The organism is Phyllobacterium trifolii, from assembly GCF_014192095.1.
GTDB lineage: Bacteria > Pseudomonadota > Alphaproteobacteria > Rhizobiales > Rhizobiaceae > Phyllobacterium > Phyllobacterium trifolii.
Window position 1 is genome coordinate 17,576 of record NZ_JACHXN010000005.1, and the last position, 15,927, is coordinate 33,502.

Consider the following 15,927-nt stretch of genomic DNA (forward strand, 5'->3'; position numbering starts at 1 on the left):
TCAGCCACGCCCCCGCTGCGTCGGATCGAGAATGTCGCGCAACGCATCACCGACGAGATTGAACGACAGCGCCGTCAAAAGGATGATTGCGCCAGGAAAGAACACGAGCCATGGCGCCGCCTGGAAATAGCTTTGGCTTTCGAAGATGATATTGCCCCAGGACGGCTGCGGCGGCTGCACCCCGATGCCAAGAAATGACAACGTCGCTTCCAGAAGCACCGTTGTCGCTATGCCGAGTGTTCCCCAGACAATTGCTGTCGGCATCAGATGCGGGAGAATGTGCATGAACAGAATACGAAAATGTCCAGCACCGAGCGAACGTTCCGCGAGTATGAAATCCCGTTCGACCAGGCCTCGTGTCTCCGTATAGACGATGCGCGCCACCTGCACCCAGTTCACCAGCGCGATAACCATCGCAACGATCCACAGGCTGGGTCGAAGCAGGGCGGCAAGCACGATTGCAAGCAAAAGGGCCGGAAACGCCATCATGAGATCGGTGAAGCGCATCAGCAGGTTGCCAACGATGCCACGCAGATATCCGGAGAGGATGCCGATGAACAATCCGATCGCCACGGCAATTCCGTTCGCAACCAGACCGATGACCAATGATGTGCGCGCACCGAAAAGCAGTCGCGAAAACAGATCGCGCCCCAACGTATCCGTTCCAAGCAGAAACTGTTCGCTTGGGGGCATCGGAGCACCCTCAAGCGTCAGCCCGTCGAACATCTGGTTGTCCGGGCTATAGGGAGCAATGAGCGGTGCCGCGATCGCCATCGCCATGACAGCCACAACGACGATGAGCCCGAAAAGCGCCGCAGGTTGGCGCAACATGGCCTTCAGCACCCGCATCAACCGGCCTCCGGCAGGGGTTCTGCACCGCCGATAATCGAGGCTGCAACCTGTTCCATAGGGACTCGCCTCTGCATCGCGCAGCTGCGCAGGATGCTGTACGCATGCTCTTCGTCGATCTGGCGCGCCGCCATGATTTTCTGTACCGCGGCATGAACCAATGGGCGGAGGCGAATACGCTCTTCGAGGTGCAGCAGTCTGTTGCGAACCGCTTCACGCTCCTTGTGGACGCTCATTGCCATAACCAGTGCAGGATAGATGGCCGACGCGGTGATCGGCTTGGATATGATCGTGCAAGAGCCGTGTTCCATGAGCCAGGCGATGCGGCCCGGCGCTTCCGATCCGAGAAGTGCGACAACTGGCCGGGGTGCGCTGGCTCCGCTCCAAGGGAGAAGGTCGTTCCATCCCTGATCCGCATCAACCAGAATTACGTCTGGCAGTTCGTCGGCATCGAGAGGTATCCATTGGATTGTCACGTGGAAACCCAAGAGCTTCAACTGCCGCGTCAGCCGCTCCGTCGTGGCGTCGGAGCGATGCAGGACGGTAACCCGCCAACCGGTGAAGTTCGGCGTCTCCTTCATGATACGATCCGCAATTTTGGTGCCGAGCGCCTACGGCGTCCGGTCAGATAGGGGTCAGCCGCGATTGCAGGCCGTGATGCGATGATATCAAACCCATTGTCCGTGGTGATGCGGCCAAGATGAAATGGCAACGCTGCATGATTGGTTTCGGCGTCGATGCGAATATCGCCATGCACCGTCGACAGGGGCGCTCCCGACAATCTGCGGCGAACGATTTGTGGCTCGTCCGTTCCGGAGGCCAGAATGGCTTCGCCGCACATTTTTACAGCCGAATAAGCGCTGGCGAAGAAATTGGAAATGCGCCGCTCCGTCCCGAAGCGCTTTGCGAGGCGTGCCTTGAACGCCAGATTTTCGGGTGAATTAAGGCTGTCGAAGTACGAAGCTGCCGACAATTGTCCCGTAGCAACGCCGCGACCGACGTCGCCGAGTTCGCATTCCGTCAGATCGCAACTGACAACGGGGCAGTTCTCGGGCTTGAAGGCCGGGTCGCGATCTCCAAGCTGCTTGAAAGCTTGCAGGAAAGCATAGCTTGCCGGACCAATAAGATTGCTGAGGACGAAACTTGGCCTGCGCTGTTCGATGTCATTGACGATGCGTTCAACCGCCGTTTCTTCGAACGGCAAATAGCGCTCGCCAAGAATCTCACCGCCCGACTCGTTGATCAGTTCACGCGAGAGCCTATTCATCTCCCAACCCCAGACATAATTGGCGCCGACGAGGTAAGGCCGCTTGCCATAGCGGGGAAGGAGATACTCGAACAGGGGAATTAGATGCTGATTGGGACAAGCGCCGGTATAGATGACGTTCTCATTGGCTTCGAAGCCCTCATAGGGGCACATATACCAAAGCAGACCATCATGTTTTTCGACAAGCGGAATGACTTCCTTGCGCGCCAGAGACGTGATCGTTCCAACGATGTGGCGGCAACCGGAATCGCGCAGCATTGAACGCGCGCCTTCGAGATATTCCGGGATTATGCCATGCGGATCGATGAAAATTGGCTGGATCAAATCGCCATGCGCAGCGCCCAACTCTTCGATCGCAAATTCGGCGCCGTCGCGGGATTCACGCCCCATCGCGCCATAGGGTCCCGTAGTCGAATAAAGAATGCCGATTTTTACAGCGTCCATTAACCTGCCAATACGAAAAACCCCACGACGCTTGCTCCCATCTAAGACGGGGCGTCATGGGGCGAAACTGCCCGTCGACCATCGAAAGTCATGTGATTGCAGAAGCTATGCACAATCTGCAGGCACGATTAAAATACGGGCAAGCAATTCTTGTCAAGTGGGAATGTGCCAGCCGATTAGCAGCTTGATATTTGGTGCTGCTTTCCTTCCCTCGATGACATGTCCCACTTCCGTCATTGTCGGCAGTGACGACAAGACGACGCCCATCACGGCGTCGCAACTGATCGCAGATCGCATTCCGAACGCGACGCTAAAGTAGTCACAGGCGCGGCGCATCTAGCCCCTATAGAGCGCCCTGCGGAGATAAATGCGCTGCCGCTCGCTTTTCTGGATTCACATTAGGAGTTTTGATTGCGGCCCGGCGGCCGAATTCGCCGATCGCGACCGATATGGTGCGTCGAACCCAAAGTCAGCCGCGGCGCGGCCGTCGGACCGCCCGCACCACCCCGGCCGATGTGCTACCGCAATAGAGGCGGTCGCCGCCATCGGATTCCAGCCCCGACACGCCCATGCCGGCCGGCATATCAAGCTTCTCGAGAACCTTGCCCGATTGCGGATCGACGCGGCGCAGATCGCTCTGCTCGCCTTCCCAGGTGGCGTGCCACAACTCGCCGTCGCACCATGTCACCCCGGTGACGAAACGGTCGGATTCGATGGTGCGCAGGATTGCCCCGGTCTCCGGGTTGATCTGGTGGATCTTGCGCTCGCGGTATTGCCCCACCCAGAGCGTCCCTTCGGCCCAGGTTAGTCCGGAATCACCACCGCCGCCGGGTGCCGGGATGGTCGCCAGAACCCGCCCGGTGTCGGGGTCGATCTTGTGGATGCGATCGTTGGCAAGCTGGAAGAAATGCTGGCCGTCATAGGCGGTGCCGGCATGCGCCGCGACATCGATCGAGCGCTGCACCTGCCCGTTTTCCGGATCGAAGGCGTTCAGCTTCTCACCCGAGGCAAACCAGACGTTGTTGCCATCAAAGCTCACCCCATGCACCCTCTCCACATACGGAAAGGGTCCGTATTCGCGCAGGATTTCGGCTGTTGACTGTTTCATGTCTCTATCCTCACTGAGATGGTCTGATGTCCGTTACTAACCGTTCGGCAGCGGTGCCGGGAGTAACAAGGTGGTCGTGAATCCCACCAGCGGCGGCGTCATCCAGCGGCGCGCCCGTCCGTGCCCGAAAAACTGCACCTTGCCGGCCTCGCTAAGCTGCACCAGAGCCCGTTGCACGCTGCGCTGGCCGGTGCCAAGCGCCAGCGCCAGCGCCGAACTCGCCCAGGATTCTCCATCGGCGAGAAAGGCCAGCACCGCCGCGTGCCGCTCCTCGATCGGCCGCGCCAGCACCACCACGTCGCCTGCCTCGCGCGGCGCCAGCGCGAAGCCTTGGCTGGTCGCGCCGATATCGGCCAACCCCCGAAGCTCGGCGCGCAGCCGGCCGATCTCGACCCTGAGCCGCGCCCGGTGCGATTCATCGGCGTGCCTGCCGCCGAAGGCTTCGGCGATCAGCCTCGCCCTCGACACATCGCCCGGCCACGCTTCGGCCAGCGTGCGTGCCAATGCAAACAGCACCGGGCGCGTTGCCAGCGAGACGATTGCTTGTTGCTTGCGGATGACATAGCGGAAGCTGTCGACCACCAGCGCCGGCGACGTCTGCAGCGCCTCGACCTCCTCGAGCAGCAAGGGGCGCTGCTCACCACCCGCGATCAGCCGCGCCGCCGGTGTGTCCAGCGCCAGGAACGCGCTGTCGACCTCCGCGATAAGGCCCCGAATGCCGGCGCGGCGGGCAGCGTGGCTTGCCCACTCCAACGCCCTGCGCGCCGGCTTCGTCCTGAGGCGCCGCATAGCGATGCCGGCGACGGCGAGCTCGTGCGCGGCTCTCGAAGCCGGCGGAAGCGGCATCGGGTCGAGCCCGGCCAGCACATCTTCGGCCTCGTCCAGACGGCCGATCAGCAGCAGGCGTCGCACCTTGAGGTGGCCGGCATGCGCGGCGTTCAGCCGGTCGCCATGCTTTTCCAGCGTCGCCCGCGCCGCGTCCAAAATCTTGGCGGGCCAGCCAAGGTCACGCGAGACTAGCGCGATCTCCGCTTCGGCGACGACGCATCTGGCACGCGCTACCGCCTCCTTCGGGCCGAAGCCACGCGCGGCCCGCCGCAGCAGCGTCTTGGCACGATCGAGGTCGCCGAGCTGCGCCATCGCAATGCCGCGCAGCGCCAGCGCCGGCGGGTCTTCGCGCAAGGCGACGCGATCGAGCGCGCCGAGCGGATCGCCCGCGGCCAGTGCCAGTGCCGCCGCGGTGATCAGCGAGTCCATTCAAATCCCGTCACACTTGTTACTCCCACCCCAGCACTGCCCGCCATAACGTAAGTCATGGCCGTCAACCAGCAAGGGGTGTCGACGCTGTGGCCATCGTTGACGACAATATCCGCATTGGCAAGCCCTGAGCATCTCACAAGGGATAACTGACATGCCTGACTCCAACGATCTGCCTCTCCATGCGACGAGCGACACCGCCGAGCAAGCTGAGCGGATCCGCCATCCCTGCTGCGGCGGGCCGGGTCCTTCAAATCCCGTCACACTTGTAACTCCCACCCCTGCGTTTCACCGCCCTATTCTAACTCATAGTAAGCAACAACAGACTGGCAAAGGAGACGACCAATGATCGAGCACACCGCAATGAAGACCCCGCCGATCGTTTCAAGGCAGAATTGGGAAGCCGCGCGCGAACAGATGTTGGTGAAGGAGAAGGCAACGCTGCGCGCCAAGGATGCGCTGGCCGCCGAGCGTCGGCGCATGCCGTGGATGGAAGTCGACAAGGCCTATGTGTTCGAGGGGCCGAATGGCAAGGCGAGCCTGCTCGATTTGTTCGAAGGCCGCCGCCAGCTGATCGTCTACCGCGCCTTCTTCGAGCCCGGCGTGTTCGGCTGGCCCGAGCATGCCTGCCGCGGCTGTTCGCTCGGCGCCGATCAGGTCGGTCACCTCGCCCATCTCAACGCCCGCAATACCACGCTTGCCTACGCCTCGCGCGCCCCGCAGGCTGACATTACGCGGCTGAAGCAGCGGATGGGCTGGGAGATGCCGTGGTACACCATCACGGACAGTTTCGACAAAGACTTCGGCGTCGACGAATGGCACGGCCACAACGTGTTCATCCGTGATGGCGACCGCATCTTCCGCACCTATTTCATCAACAGCCGGGGCGACGAGGCGATGGGCACCGTCTGGAGCTATCTCGACGCGACGCCGCTTGGCCGCCAGGAAATCTGGGAGGACTCGCCTGAAGGCTATCCGCAGACCCCGCTCTACTCCTGGTGGAACTGGCACGACAATTACGACGCCGGAGCCGACAAGACATGGGAAGAAGTGTCGGCCGCCGGCGAGGCGGCGTTCAGGGATAAGGGTGAGCAGTAACGGCTATCCAGCTTGGGTTCCTCTCCCCACTCCCTAGGGGCGAGGAACCAGTCCTGGCTGGCGTAACCATCAGGGGATTAAGACCATGAGCGATATCCATTCTCGACCGGGCAGCATGCCCTCCGAAAACACCCCCACCCTCAGCATCGCCGACTGGCTATGCCTCGCTGCCGCACCCACCTTCGCCGTGATGGCACTGCTCTCCTGTCTTCAGGCTGGCGATGCGGCCATGCTATGCATGGGCTCCTCGCCACTCACTGGCATGGCGGCGATGTATCTCCTGATGAGCGCCTTCCACCTGGCACCCTGGCTAAGAGTGCTCTCCGGCCGGCAGGTCCGATAGGTCAGCGCACCGCCCAATTTTAACACTCCACACATCGAGAAAGACAATGAGACTGGTCAGGCTGAGAGCGCCGGGCGGACAATCTCGATCGGTCGACACATCATCCGGACCGTAAATAGTGACGTTCAGGTCATTGTCCTTTTGATTGGCTAAGTGGTTCGGTCGCCAGCATCCAATTGGCTATTGCCATTGCAAGCAATGCACCGACCAGCTCCGCAATGATAAAGCCGGGTAGATCAAGCGGACGGATACCCGCGAAGGTGTCCGAGAGGGACCGTGCAATAGCGACGGCTGGATTGGCGAACGAAGTTGAGGCGGTGAACCAGTAGGCGGCCGTGATGTACAGTCCAACTAGCCAACCGATTGCATCCGGCCGAAATCGAAGGCCAGCAAGGATGGTGAATATCAGGCCAAAGGCGGCGACGACTTCTGCGATCCATTGCCCGCTACCGGTGCGAACGGTCCTTGAAACCTCGATAATTGGAAGCTCAAACATGGCATGCGCCATGAACGATCCGACAATACCCCCCAGTATCTGCATGGCGATATAGAAGAGCGCGGCAATAGGCTCGATATCCCTTCGCAGCGCGAAGACCATCGTGACCGCGGGATTGAAGTGTGCGCCCGAGACAGGCCCCAGAATAGTGATTAGGACGACAAGGATAGCGCCAGTGGGGATGGTGTTTCCGAGCAGTGAAAGCGCCACATCGTTGGTCAGTCGGTCGGCCATGATTCCCGAACCGACGACCGTGGCAACAAGGATTGCCGTGCCGAGTGCTTCTGCCGCGAGGCGGCGGGCTAGGTCTGGTACCACGGGCATGGCTCTTCCTCAGATGGAAACTGATCGCGTCAGGACAAACGCTGTCGCGGGGCAAAGCCTGGATGCCTGCGGCGATGCCAAAATTGCGGCGGGCACAGCGCTTCGGTCGACCGGATGGAAGCCGAGTTTGCCTCGGAATGGTGCGGCATTGGTCGTCAGTAGATAGCCCGTTTCCGCTCCCTGGATGTCAGCATACCGGAGCAACAAACGTGTGATGGCACTTCCATGTCCATGCTTTTGCGCCTCGGGCGGCACTGTAATCGAGCGCAGGAGCGCATCCTTTCCGTAGAATTCGATACCGCCATATCCGACATGATGGCCCTGACGATCGGCAAAGCGAAAGAACTTGCCTTTGGATTCGGCAAGATCGTCGGTCGGCAACGATGCTGCTTGAAGGGCCGTCTCGAAGTCCGTGTCGATTGGATTAATTTCTTCCGCTTCCAGCCCCTCACGGCGGCCGATGGCTTGCAGCTTTGTTGTCAGCCACAGCCGATCGACGGAATCGTGCTTCAGGTTGAGGAATGCCATGATCCTGTTCTTCATGTAGCGGGCTGCCAGCGAGAAGGCTCTCTCCTTTTCGATGTCGATGCCTTCGACGGCGGCAGGGTCTTCGATACCCCAATGAGCGGTCATGGGATGGCCTGGCCAAATCGGACACGCCTCTCCCGCCGCGCTGTCGCAGACCGTAAAAATGAAGTCCATCTCCGGCGCTCCCGGTTCCGCAAATTCGTCCCAGCTCTTGGAACGGAAACCTTCAGCTGAATAACCGAGAGCATCGAGGACCTTCAGAGCGAATGGATTGACCTCTCCCTTCGGCTGGCTCCCCGCAGAGTATGCGCGAAAGCGTCCCTTGCCCTCCGTGTTCAAGATCGATTCTGCCAGGATCGAGCGCGCCGAGTTTCCAGTGCAGAGAAAGAGAACATTGTAGACGCGATCATGCATTGAGATTCTCCTTGGGCGGGCAGCACGGGACGATGTCGGCAAGCACTGGTGCACAAATGTCGGGATGGCCCGCGCAGCAATCCTTCAAAAGATAGTTGATGGCTGCACGCAGGTTTTCGAAGTTGGCATGATAGATGATGGAACGGCTTTGCCGCTCGGACGAGATCAAGCCCGCCCGAGAGAGGATCGCGAGATGGGTTGACATGGTATTTTGCGGAACATCGAGGATGCGCGACACCTCTCCCGCCGCGATACCATTTGGCTCGTGCATGACGATGAGCTTATAGGCATCCATACGTGTTGGCTGCGCGATAGCCGAAAAGGCTGCAATGGTTTTATCTTTTTCCATATATCGGGATATACCGATATTACCTGGATCGTCAAGATGCCTTGGAACAACATCCCGAATTGCTTGCCGGGGTACCACAACACGGTGCCGCTGCCGCGCCTTTTACAGCCCGATGTCTCGGCTTACAGATAGCGGGACGTGCAGCAAGGGCAAGGACAATGCGATCAGACTCGATCGTCAGCGTGCCGACATCAAAGACTTGCATGGGCATTTCGAGTTTTCCCACCTCAAAGGTTAGGCGGGCGTCGGCGTCAAGTTCGATCCGGTTCGCAACTTGCGCGAGGATCTTGTGAAATTTTTCAACCTTCATGAAATCGCGGCCATCCTGCGAGGGAATGTCTTCAATCTGCAAAATCGTTTCATGCCATTGATCGGGATTGCCGCCGCAGTCGAGCGTGATGAAGGCCCCCGCCTTAACCTCCGTGACGTGATAGCCCGATTGGATCGTGCGTCCGCCATATTCGATGATGAGCGGTTTATCGGCGTGCGGTTCCAACGCGGCAAGAATCCCGGCAAGTGATCCGTCGCCGTAAAATTCAGTGAGAACTGGGCTGGTCATCGTGTCCATGTTGCGTTATCCTCATTTCAACATCTATTGAGATATTGAGATAACAATGAACGAATTGCAAGCCCTTGATGCATTTGCGTCACTTTCACAGGAAACCCGGCTTCGCATTGTCCGCCTACTCGTCATGGCCGGACCCGACGGAATGCCCGCTGGTGCGGTTGGCGATGCAATGGGAGCGTCTTCGTCAAAAATATCTTTCCACCTCAGCCATCTCGAACGGGCCGGACTGATCCAGTCACGTCGAGAGTCGCGTTCGATAATCTACAGCGCCGTTTATCCCGCCCTTTCCGGCTTAATCGAGTTTCTGATGAAGGACTGCTGCCAAGGACGCTGCGATCCTGCTGTCGGTACTTGTTCTGCAGTCTGCGAGGCGTAGGGCGGAGTTGAGGACATTTCCAAACCTGCCCCTCTTCACTGAAAGCCGCCTTATCGTGGCTGCGTTGGGCGTGACGCAAATCATCGGCTACGGCACACTTTACTACAGCTTCAGTCCATTGGCGGCTTCAATGGCTCAAGAATTCGGCTGGGCGTCTGATTGGGTGTTTGGAGCGTTTTCCGCGTCGTTGCTTGCAAGCGGCTTGGCGTCGCCCTGGGTGGGGCGCTGGATTGACACGTTTGGCGCGGGACGCGTTATGGCGTTCGGTTCGATAGGTGCAGCTGTTGCCCTACTGGCTTGTGCCCTCGCACCAAATGCGATTTCTTTCGTCATCGGACTTGTTGTCATCGAGCTCGCGTCGACGTTGGTGCTCTACAGCGCCGCATTCGCTCTGTTGGTGCAAATCATGCCCACCATAGCAAAAACGAGCATCACGCATTTAACTCTGATCGCCGGATTCGCTTCGACCATTTTCTGGCCAGTGACGACGACGCTTCACGAACATCTGACATGGCGTGAGGTATATTACGTGTTCGCCGCTGCGCATTTGCTTCTCTGCATGCCGATCCATTTCTGGTTGGCAAGGCTTACGCGCAACCACCATGAGCTTGCACTTAAGGCTGCGATGCCTATCGTAAAGGGTACACTTCCGGCAGATCGGCTCCACACTGGATTCTTCTTTATGGTCTCCGGTTTCGCACTTTTGGGATTCATCAACGCTGCCATTCTGATCCATATGCTGCCGATCCTGACTGCTTTGGGGCTCGGCAGCGTCAGCGTTCTGGTGGGAACGCTCTTCGGCCCCGCGCAGGTCGCCAGCAGATTGTTCAGCCTCATGAGCGGGAACAAGTTACAGCCGCTGAGTCTGGCGATCATATCGTCAGGCCTGATGGCATCGGCGATAGCGATCCTGCTCTGGAGCGGTAGCTGGCTGACGGGGGCGTTGGCATTCGCTATCGTGTTTGGCCTTGGAAGCGGCCTTTCAAGCATTGCCCAGGGTACCCTCCCGTTAGCGCTGTTTGGAAGCATGGGTTACGGCGAGAGGGTCGGCAAATCCACGGCAGTGCGTCTGGTCGCGTCGTCGGCCGCACCGTTTGTATTCGCCTTCATCATGCATTGGCTAGGAATGGGACCGTCATTGGCAATTTGTGTTGTGGTCGGATTAATGGCGGCGGTGTCGTTTGCGCTTATCCAATTGCAGCTGCGGGCGAGTCCGCCGTAGTACATCTCGTAGGATGAGAATTTTTTGCCTGCGTTCCTCTGCCTTAGTATGAAGGGTTCTGATACTAACGGCGCCGTTCCGCTGCTGTCTCGCGTCTCAGGCGAACAGGAAGTCGGTGGCTGCAAGGCCTATCTCATGGACCTGAATCGAGTCATCATCGCTCAAGGCAATCTCGGTGTGGTCACCTACGACCGTGATCCTGCCTTCCGTTTCGAGTTGCTCAAAGCTCAGGAAACCGTAGCCCGCAATGTCCAAGACGTCGCCGCTTCCGGCCTGGAAGCCTAGGACGACATCATTGCCGCTGTCGGGCGCGAACGCGAAGTGATCGGCGCCATCATCGACGCCATCAACGCCGTTGCCTGTGATCGTGTCGTCACCGGCGCCGCCGGTCAGGATGTCGGCACCGTAAGATCCGCTCAGCGTATCGTTGCCGGAGCCCCCGGTGAGGGTATCGTTTCCAGCCCCGCCCGTGAGGATGAAACGGACGGCAGTATCGGTCGAGTTACTGGCATCGAAGGTGTCGCCCTCATCGCCGGTGTAGGCGCTGCTCGCGTAGGTCACGCTGCTAAGGCCGCCCGCGGCTAGCGCGCCGGAGACGGTGATATGGTCACTCCCGCTCCCGCTTCCGATGGTGATGCTCTCGATGCCGCTGACCTTAGCGCCATCGATATCGATGAAGGAGCCCTTCCCCTCGATGTTGACATCGATCGATTCCTCGTCGACGGCCGTCCTCTCGAAACGCAATTCATCCGCACCGCCGCCACCGTCGAGCACATCCCGGCTGTCGAGCAAGAACAGGTCGATCCGGTCGTCTCCGCCACCGCCGAGGAAGGTACCGGGGCCGTCCCAACTCCTGAGGTGGACATCGACACCGCTGGAGCCGCGGGCATCGACATTGAAGCTGCTCTCATGGGGTGCGTTGCCGCTGTACCCAATGGTGACAGAAATGGTGTCCAAGTCGCCGGAGGAGAAATCGCCGGTGATGGTCACTTTGGCCTCCTCCAGGAAGTCGAGGCCGATACTTTCGACCGCGTGCAAGGTGGCACCATTGACGATCGCGTTGTTTCCGGCGGCCGTGATATCGTAAGCTACGGATTGATAATCTTGGTACAGCCTGTCGGTCAGATTGCCGCCGATGACGTGGTCGCCGGGACCGACGTCGCTCAATCTGAACTCGTTCGTTCCCCATTTGGCACCGATCAGCGTGTCGTCGCCCGAGCCACCACTCAGATAGTTGTGATAAGGCTCGCCGCCATTGCCGTTCAGCGTGTCGTCGCCGCCCATGATGATGTCGTCGCCCGATCCGCCGTAGATTCCGTCGGAGCCGTCGCCGCCATCGATCGTGAAGTTGCCGTTGCCGACGTCGACAACGTCGTCGCCTGAGCCGGCAAATATCTGACCGTTCGTCCAGCCCGTCCTGACCTCGCCGTCACCGGTAAAGTCCCGGCTGGCCCACCCGACACGAATGTCGTCGTCGCCAGCGCCAGTGTCGATGCGCAGGTCATTGCTCCAGTCGGCCGTGTTGCTGTCGATGCCGATCCGGACATGGTCATCGCCGCCGTCGGTCGCCACCTCCGCCCGCTTCACCCCATCGATAGCGATGTTACGGTCGGCGTCGCCGTTGAGATGCACCCAGGCATCGACGAAGTTCGAAACCCTCAGCGCCGATCCGGTGAAATCGGAAATTTCGATGTTCTTGATGGTGTTCCAGGTCCGGTTCAACGCGATATCGAGGCTGTCATCATCCTGCCAGTCGATGCTGATCGCCGGCGCGCCGGTGTCGGGATCGTTGCCAACCTGAGTGTCGGGGAACTCTACCAGGTTGATCCGGGTGTCGCCCGATGCGGAATCAAAGCTGCCCCCTGCGGTCTGAACCGGATCCGGATTGATGGCCGTCGTATAGGTGTAACGCGTCGCCGCTTCCTTCCAATAGGCATTATGTTCTGAATATTCATCGGGCGCCCACCCCGGCTTATCGGATGTTGACGACAGGTTGAGTTCTATCTTTGACATAGAATCCTCCTTTGTTCTGATAATCACATCGTGAAATCATTTGTCGTCCAGCCGTGATCGAAGTCGCTGTTCGCTTGGGCACTGTCATTTGCTTATGAAATTACAGTGAACTACAAAATAGCCTTCGAGCCAACTGAATTTTTTATTTCGATATTCTGTTAATATACTTTAAAAATTGAATTATTGTTGATTTTCAATCAAGACTATTTGCCGGAGGTATCAGGTAGTCGCCAACCATGGCCGGGCGTGGCAGGGGGCTCGGAGTACCGACTTGATAGGGGTTGAACCTGCTCTGGCTATGGCGCCGAGACTTTTCTCTTCAATCGTGGACAGGCCACCGCGCACGTTTTCATAACCAGGATTGTTGTAAAGAAGGTCTACGCCGAGAGCGGATGCTGATACCAATTGATTTGCTAACACAACGGAGGCGCACAATGGATGACGGCACTGATACAAGTCGAATAGAAATGGTCGTGCTGATGACGCCCGATATGGCGAACTTCAGCGGCAAGGTCCATGGCGGCGCCCTGCTCAATCTCCTGGACCGCGTCGCCTTCTCCTGTGCCTCGCGCTTCTCGAAGCAATACGCTGTCACGTTGTCGGTCGATCAGGTCGTGTTCCGTCAGCCTATCATGGTTGGTGAATTGGTGACCTTTCGTGCCTCGATCAATTACGCCGGCCGTACCTCCATGGAAGTCGGTATTCGGGTTGAGGCCGAAGACATCCGCACCGGCGCGCGCCGACACACAAACTCCTGCTATTTCACAATGGTGGCCGTGGATGCAGATGGCAAGCCAACTGCAGTGCCACCGTATACTCCAGCGACAGAGATCGCGCAGCAACGCTTGCGAGCCGCAGAAGCAAGGCGAAGCCTGCGACGGGAATTCGAGACACGCTTCAGGGAGGCCGGCTCTGACACAGCCGCCTGAGCCGAATGCTATTGCCGGTCGGACGTTCGGCATATATATTGACAAAATGCTTGACCATTCGTCCCGACCGTCTACGCCGCCACATATGCCTATGGATGCGCTCAGCGAAGTCCTGCAGGACTTTCGCTTGAGTGGCGTCAACTATGGCCGCTGCGAGCTCCGACATCCATGGAGCATCGCCTTTCCGCAACAACCGCTGCTTCGTTTTCACTTTGTCAGCCAGGGTCCATGCTGGATACACACAGAAGCGCAAGGCTGGCAGGAGTTGCACGATGGCGATCTGGTGCTGCTGCCGCAAGGCATCGCCCATCGGCTGGCCAGTGCGCCGGATGTTGTGGGCGATTCGCTCAAGGGTTGCCAGGTGACCAAGTTGGGGAGCAACGTTTGCGAAGTGATCCGGGAAGGAACGGGCGCGACCAGCACCCTCTTCTGTGGCTCCATGTCCTTGGGCGCCTGTGCGCTCAACCCCTTGATCAGTTTAATGCCGCCAGTCATCAAGGGCTGCGACGTGGCCAGCAATGACCCGATCGTCAGTCCATTGCTTGCTGCGATGACGGCTGAAGCCACACATCCGCAGATGGGCAGCGCCACCATCTTGTCACGTATGGCGGACCTGCTCACAGCGCGGCTCATCCGCTGCTGGGTTAATTGCACCGGAGCGTCGACCACCGGCTGGCTCGCTGCCATCCGCGATCCCCATATCGGCCGCGCCCTCGCAGCAATGCACCGGGACCCCGGCCGTAACTGGACACTCGAAAGCCTCGCCGGCCTCGCAGGCCAATCGCGCTCGATTTTCGCCGAGCGCTTCAGCGCTGTTTTAGGGGAGGGCGCGGCGCGCTATCTCGCCCGTCTGCGTATGCAGCTTGCCCGCGATTTGCTGGGACAAAGCGGCATGTCGGTTGCTGAGGTCGCCACCCGCTTGGGCTATGAATCCGAGGCATCCTTCGCTCGCGCGTTCAAACGCATCACCAATGTCTCGCCTGGCGTTGTGCGCCGCACAATTTCCGGACGAATGGACATGGATTTCGGATTTTAGGACACATATCATCCGGAAAGACTCGTCTATCAATATCTCCAAACCCTTGGAGATATTTCGATGACGGACACAACATTACAACTTGATGGCGAGGTCATAGAGCTCGATACGGCTGCACCAACCGAATGGAGCGCGGCCACCTGGTTCGCGGTCCTTTCAATGGCGTCCGCCAGCTTTGCGCTGGTGTCAGCCGAGTTTCTTCCGGCAGGTCTGTTGACGCCAATGGCGCGCGATCTGGGCATCAGCGAGGGAACAGCCGGACAGGTCGTCACCGCCACCGCGTCCGTCGGCGCCGTGACGGCCTTGTTGAGCAATGTTCTCATCGGCCGACTGAACCGCAAGACGGTGCTGGTTGGTCTCAGTGCCCTGGCGATCGGCTCCAATATTCTTGCGGCGGTAGCGACCGATTTCTGGCTATTGTTGCTGGGTCGGGCCGGGTTGGGAATCGCCCTCAGCGCTTTCTGGGCGCTTTCAGTTGCCGTCGTGGCGCGGCTGGTTGGCGCCAATGCGACAGGCCGTGGCATGGCTATCGTCACCCTCGGCGTCTCGCTCGCCACCATTGCGGCACCGTCGATGGGCGCGTTGATCAGCGACTGGCTGGGCTGGCGCAGCGCCATGGCCATGACAGCCGGACTGGCCGCGCTTGCCATGCTGCTGCAGTTTCTCAGCCTGCCGACCTTGCCTGCAACCACAAGCAACAGCCTTGCCGATGTCCTTCGCCTGACACGGCGGCGTGGTATCCAGCTCGGCATGCTTGCCATCTTTTTGCTGATGACGGGGCATTTTGCTGGCTCAGTCTATGTGCGCCCCTTCCTCGAGCACGTTACGCTCCTTGCAACCGGGCCGATTGCCCTGGCGCTGCTCGGGTTTGGCATCGCCGCTGTAGTCGGTAATATTGCCGGCGGCCGCATGGCCGACGCCAATATCCGCGTTGCCCTCGCGGTTACCGCCGCGCTAATGGCGGTTGCTGCGCTCGCTTTGGTGCTTTGGGGCGCACACATCGGCGTTGCCTTCGGCTTCGCTACGCTTTGGGGCTTCGCCTTCGGCATGGCGCCGGTGGTGCTGCCGACCAATCTGTCCCGTGCGGCGCCTGACGCGCTTGAGGCAGCAGGCAGCTTGATGGTCGCCTCGTTCCAGGTCGCCATCACTATCGGCGCGGTTGTCGGCGGCTATGTCGTGGACACCTATGGCGCCACGGGACCCTTGACCCTTACCGCCATCCTTGCTGCATCGACAGTCGTGCTGGCGCTGCTACAGCCCCGCAGCTGATCTTGAGCACCGGAGAGAGCGAGCAAGCTGGAGAACG

The 15,927-nt window shown here is 59.4% G+C and carries 17 protein-coding genes and 1 pseudogene; 7 read left to right on the forward strand and 11 right to left on the reverse strand.

Annotated features, from left to right (window positions below; genetic code table 11):
• The 5 genes from FHS21_RS08940 to FHS21_RS08960 form a co-directional block, all read right to left on the reverse strand.
• Entirely contained in the window at positions 1–849 is an 849-nt protein-coding gene (locus FHS21_RS08940; RefSeq protein ID WP_112524671.1) for an ABC transporter permease, read from the reverse strand.
• A complete protein-coding gene (locus FHS21_RS08945; RefSeq protein WP_183661704.1) occupies positions 849–1,430 on the reverse strand; it encodes an ANTAR domain-containing response regulator in 582 nt (193 codons plus the stop codon). The genes FHS21_RS08940 and FHS21_RS08945 overlap by 1 nt, the downstream gene beginning before the upstream one ends.
• Positions 1,427–2,560, reverse strand: a complete 1,134-nt coding sequence (locus FHS21_RS08950) for a transporter substrate-binding domain-containing protein (protein ID WP_183661707.1) — start codon at positions 2,558–2,560, stop codon at positions 1,427–1,429. Before FHS21_RS08950 ends, FHS21_RS08945 begins: the two co-directional genes overlap by 4 nt.
• A gap of 469 nt (positions 2,561–3,029) precedes the next feature.
• Positions 3,030–3,668 (reverse strand): Vgb family protein, encoded by a 639-nt coding sequence (locus FHS21_RS08955; RefSeq protein ID WP_112524681.1) that lies wholly within the window; start codon positions 3,666–3,668, stop codon positions 3,030–3,032.
• Positions 3,669–3,704: 36 nt separating this feature from the next.
• Positions 3,705–4,925, reverse strand: coding sequence for a helix-turn-helix domain-containing protein (locus FHS21_RS08960; RefSeq protein WP_112524684.1), 1,221 nt, complete (start codon positions 4,923–4,925; stop codon positions 3,705–3,707).
• Between the two features lie 345 nt (positions 4,926–5,270).
• On the opposite strand from FHS21_RS08960, the gene FHS21_RS08965 reads away from it, so the two are divergent.
• Together FHS21_RS08965 and FHS21_RS08970 are read left to right on the forward strand one after the other, a co-directional pair.
• Positions 5,271–6,023: a DUF899 domain-containing protein gene (locus FHS21_RS08965; RefSeq protein WP_112524687.1), complete on the forward strand. Its 753-nt coding sequence runs from the start codon at positions 5,271–5,273 to the stop codon at positions 6,021–6,023.
• A gap of 85 nt (positions 6,024–6,108) precedes the next feature.
• Positions 6,109–6,366, forward strand: coding sequence for a hypothetical protein (locus FHS21_RS08970; RefSeq protein ID WP_112524690.1), 258 nt, complete (start codon positions 6,109–6,111; stop codon positions 6,364–6,366).
• Positions 6,367–6,496: 130 nt separating this feature from the next.
• Here FHS21_RS08970 and FHS21_RS08975 read toward each other — a convergent pair whose 3' ends face one another.
• From FHS21_RS08975 to FHS21_RS08990, 4 genes are read right to left on the reverse strand one after another with little or no spacing between them, the layout of a single operon-like run.
• The gene (locus tag FHS21_RS08975; RefSeq protein ID WP_112524693.1) at positions 6,497–7,186 is read right to left on the reverse strand and encodes an aquaporin; all 690 of its coding nucleotides are present in this window, start codon (positions 7,184–7,186) and stop codon (positions 6,497–6,499) included.
• A gap of 9 nt (positions 7,187–7,195) precedes the next feature.
• On the reverse strand, positions 7,196–8,128 hold the full coding sequence (gene arsN2, locus FHS21_RS31485; protein ID WP_112524696.1) for an arsenic resistance N-acetyltransferase ArsN2: 933 nt from the start codon (positions 8,126–8,128) through the stop codon (positions 7,196–7,198).
• Positions 8,121–8,477 carry an ArsR/SmtB family transcription factor gene (locus FHS21_RS08985; protein ID WP_112524699.1) on the reverse strand — a complete coding sequence of 119 codons (357 nt, stop codon included), beginning with the start codon at positions 8,475–8,477 and terminating at the stop codon, positions 8,121–8,123. The genes arsN2 and FHS21_RS08985 overlap by 8 nt, the downstream gene beginning before the upstream one ends.
• A 31-nt stretch (positions 8,478–8,508) precedes the next feature.
• Positions 8,509–9,045: a DUF6428 family protein gene (locus FHS21_RS08990; protein ID WP_112524702.1), complete on the reverse strand. Its 537-nt coding sequence runs from the start codon at positions 9,043–9,045 to the stop codon at positions 8,509–8,511.
• Positions 9,046–9,091: 46 nt separating this feature from the next.
• Here FHS21_RS08990 and FHS21_RS08995 point away from each other — a divergent pair, with 46 nt between their 5' ends.
• On the forward strand, positions 9,092–9,421 hold the full coding sequence (locus FHS21_RS08995; RefSeq protein WP_112524704.1) for an ArsR/SmtB family transcription factor: 330 nt from the start codon (positions 9,092–9,094) through the stop codon (positions 9,419–9,421).
• Positions 9,422–9,428: 7 nt separating this feature from the next.
• The gene (gene arsK / locus FHS21_RS09000; protein WP_112524707.1) at positions 9,429–10,643 is read left to right on the forward strand and encodes an arsenite efflux MFS transporter ArsK; all 1,215 of its coding nucleotides are present in this window, start codon (positions 9,429–9,431) and stop codon (positions 10,641–10,643) included.
• 96 nt (positions 10,644–10,739) lie between these two features.
• Here arsK and FHS21_RS30625 read toward each other — a convergent pair whose 3' ends face one another.
• Positions 10,740–12,656, reverse strand: a complete 1,917-nt coding sequence (locus FHS21_RS30625; protein ID WP_183661709.1) for a calcium-binding protein — start codon at positions 12,654–12,656, stop codon at positions 10,740–10,742.
• Positions 12,657–12,920: 264 nt separating this feature from the next.
• Positions 12,921–13,034, reverse strand: a pseudogene (locus FHS21_RS30630) (hypothetical protein); the annotation flags it as partial.
• 56 nt (positions 13,035–13,090) lie between these two features.
• On the opposite strand from FHS21_RS30630, the gene FHS21_RS09015 reads away from it, so the two are divergent.
• The 3 genes from FHS21_RS09015 to FHS21_RS09025 are packed head-to-tail and all read left to right on the forward strand — an operon-like array spanning position 13,091 to position 15,890.
• Positions 13,091–13,585 (forward strand): acyl-CoA thioesterase, encoded by a 495-nt coding sequence (locus FHS21_RS09015; RefSeq protein ID WP_112524717.1) that lies wholly within the window; start codon positions 13,091–13,093, stop codon positions 13,583–13,585.
• A 46-nt stretch (positions 13,586–13,631) separates the two neighbouring features.
• Positions 13,632–14,621 carry an AraC family transcriptional regulator gene (locus FHS21_RS09020; protein ID WP_112524720.1) on the forward strand — a complete coding sequence of 330 codons (990 nt, stop codon included), beginning with the start codon at positions 13,632–13,634 and terminating at the stop codon, positions 14,619–14,621.
• A gap of 60 nt (positions 14,622–14,681) precedes the next feature.
• On the forward strand, positions 14,682–15,890 hold the full coding sequence (locus FHS21_RS09025) for an MFS transporter (protein ID WP_112524723.1): 1,209 nt from the start codon (positions 14,682–14,684) through the stop codon (positions 15,888–15,890).
• Positions 15,891–15,927: the final 37 nt, after the last annotated feature.

What these genes read in the sequence shown, in the direction of transcription:
- FHS21_RS08940 (WP_112524671.1), bottom strand. Translation starts at nt 849, where the DNA reads ATGCGGGTGCTGAAGGCCATGTTGCGCCAACCTGCGGCGCTTTTCGGG.
- FHS21_RS08945 (WP_183661704.1), bottom strand. Translation starts at nt 1,430, where the DNA reads ATGAAGGAGACGCCGAACTTCACCGGTTGGCGGGTTACCGTCCTGCAT.
- FHS21_RS08950 (WP_183661707.1), bottom strand. Translation starts at nt 2,560, where the DNA reads ATGGACGCTGTAAAAATCGGCATTCTTTATTCGACTACGGGACCCTAT.
- FHS21_RS08955 (WP_112524681.1), bottom strand. Translation starts at nt 3,668, where the DNA reads ATGAAACAGTCAACAGCCGAAATCCTGCGCGAATACGGACCCTTTCCG.
- FHS21_RS08960 (WP_112524684.1), bottom strand. Translation starts at nt 4,925, where the DNA reads ATGGACTCGCTGATCACCGCGGCGGCACTGGCACTGGCCGCGGGCGAT.
- FHS21_RS08965 (WP_112524687.1), top strand. Translation starts at nt 5,271, where the DNA reads ATGATCGAGCACACCGCAATGAAGACCCCGCCGATCGTTTCAAGGCAG.
- FHS21_RS08970 (WP_112524690.1), top strand. Translation starts at nt 6,109, where the DNA reads ATGAGCGATATCCATTCTCGACCGGGCAGCATGCCCTCCGAAAACACC.
- FHS21_RS08975 (WP_112524693.1), bottom strand. Translation starts at nt 7,186, where the DNA reads ATGCCCGTGGTACCAGACCTAGCCCGCCGCCTCGCGGCAGAAGCACTC.
- arsN2 (WP_112524696.1), bottom strand. Translation starts at nt 8,128, where the DNA reads ATGCATGATCGCGTCTACAATGTTCTCTTTCTCTGCACTGGAAACTCG.
- FHS21_RS08985 (WP_112524699.1), bottom strand. Translation starts at nt 8,477, where the DNA reads ATGGAAAAAGATAAAACCATTGCAGCCTTTTCGGCTATCGCGCAGCCA.
- FHS21_RS08990 (WP_112524702.1), bottom strand. Translation starts at nt 9,045, where the DNA reads ATGGACACGATGACCAGCCCAGTTCTCACTGAATTTTACGGCGACGGA.
- FHS21_RS08995 (WP_112524704.1), top strand. Translation starts at nt 9,092, where the DNA reads ATGAACGAATTGCAAGCCCTTGATGCATTTGCGTCACTTTCACAGGAA.
- FHS21_RS30625 (WP_183661709.1), bottom strand. Translation starts at nt 12,656, where the DNA reads ATGTCAAAGATAGAACTCAACCTGTCGTCAACATCCGATAAGCCGGGG.
- FHS21_RS09015 (WP_112524717.1), top strand. Translation starts at nt 13,091, where the DNA reads ATGGATGACGGCACTGATACAAGTCGAATAGAAATGGTCGTGCTGATG.
- FHS21_RS09020 (WP_112524720.1), top strand. Translation starts at nt 13,632, where the DNA reads ATGCTTGACCATTCGTCCCGACCGTCTACGCCGCCACATATGCCTATG.
- FHS21_RS09025 (WP_112524723.1), top strand. Translation starts at nt 14,682, where the DNA reads ATGACGGACACAACATTACAACTTGATGGCGAGGTCATAGAGCTCGAT.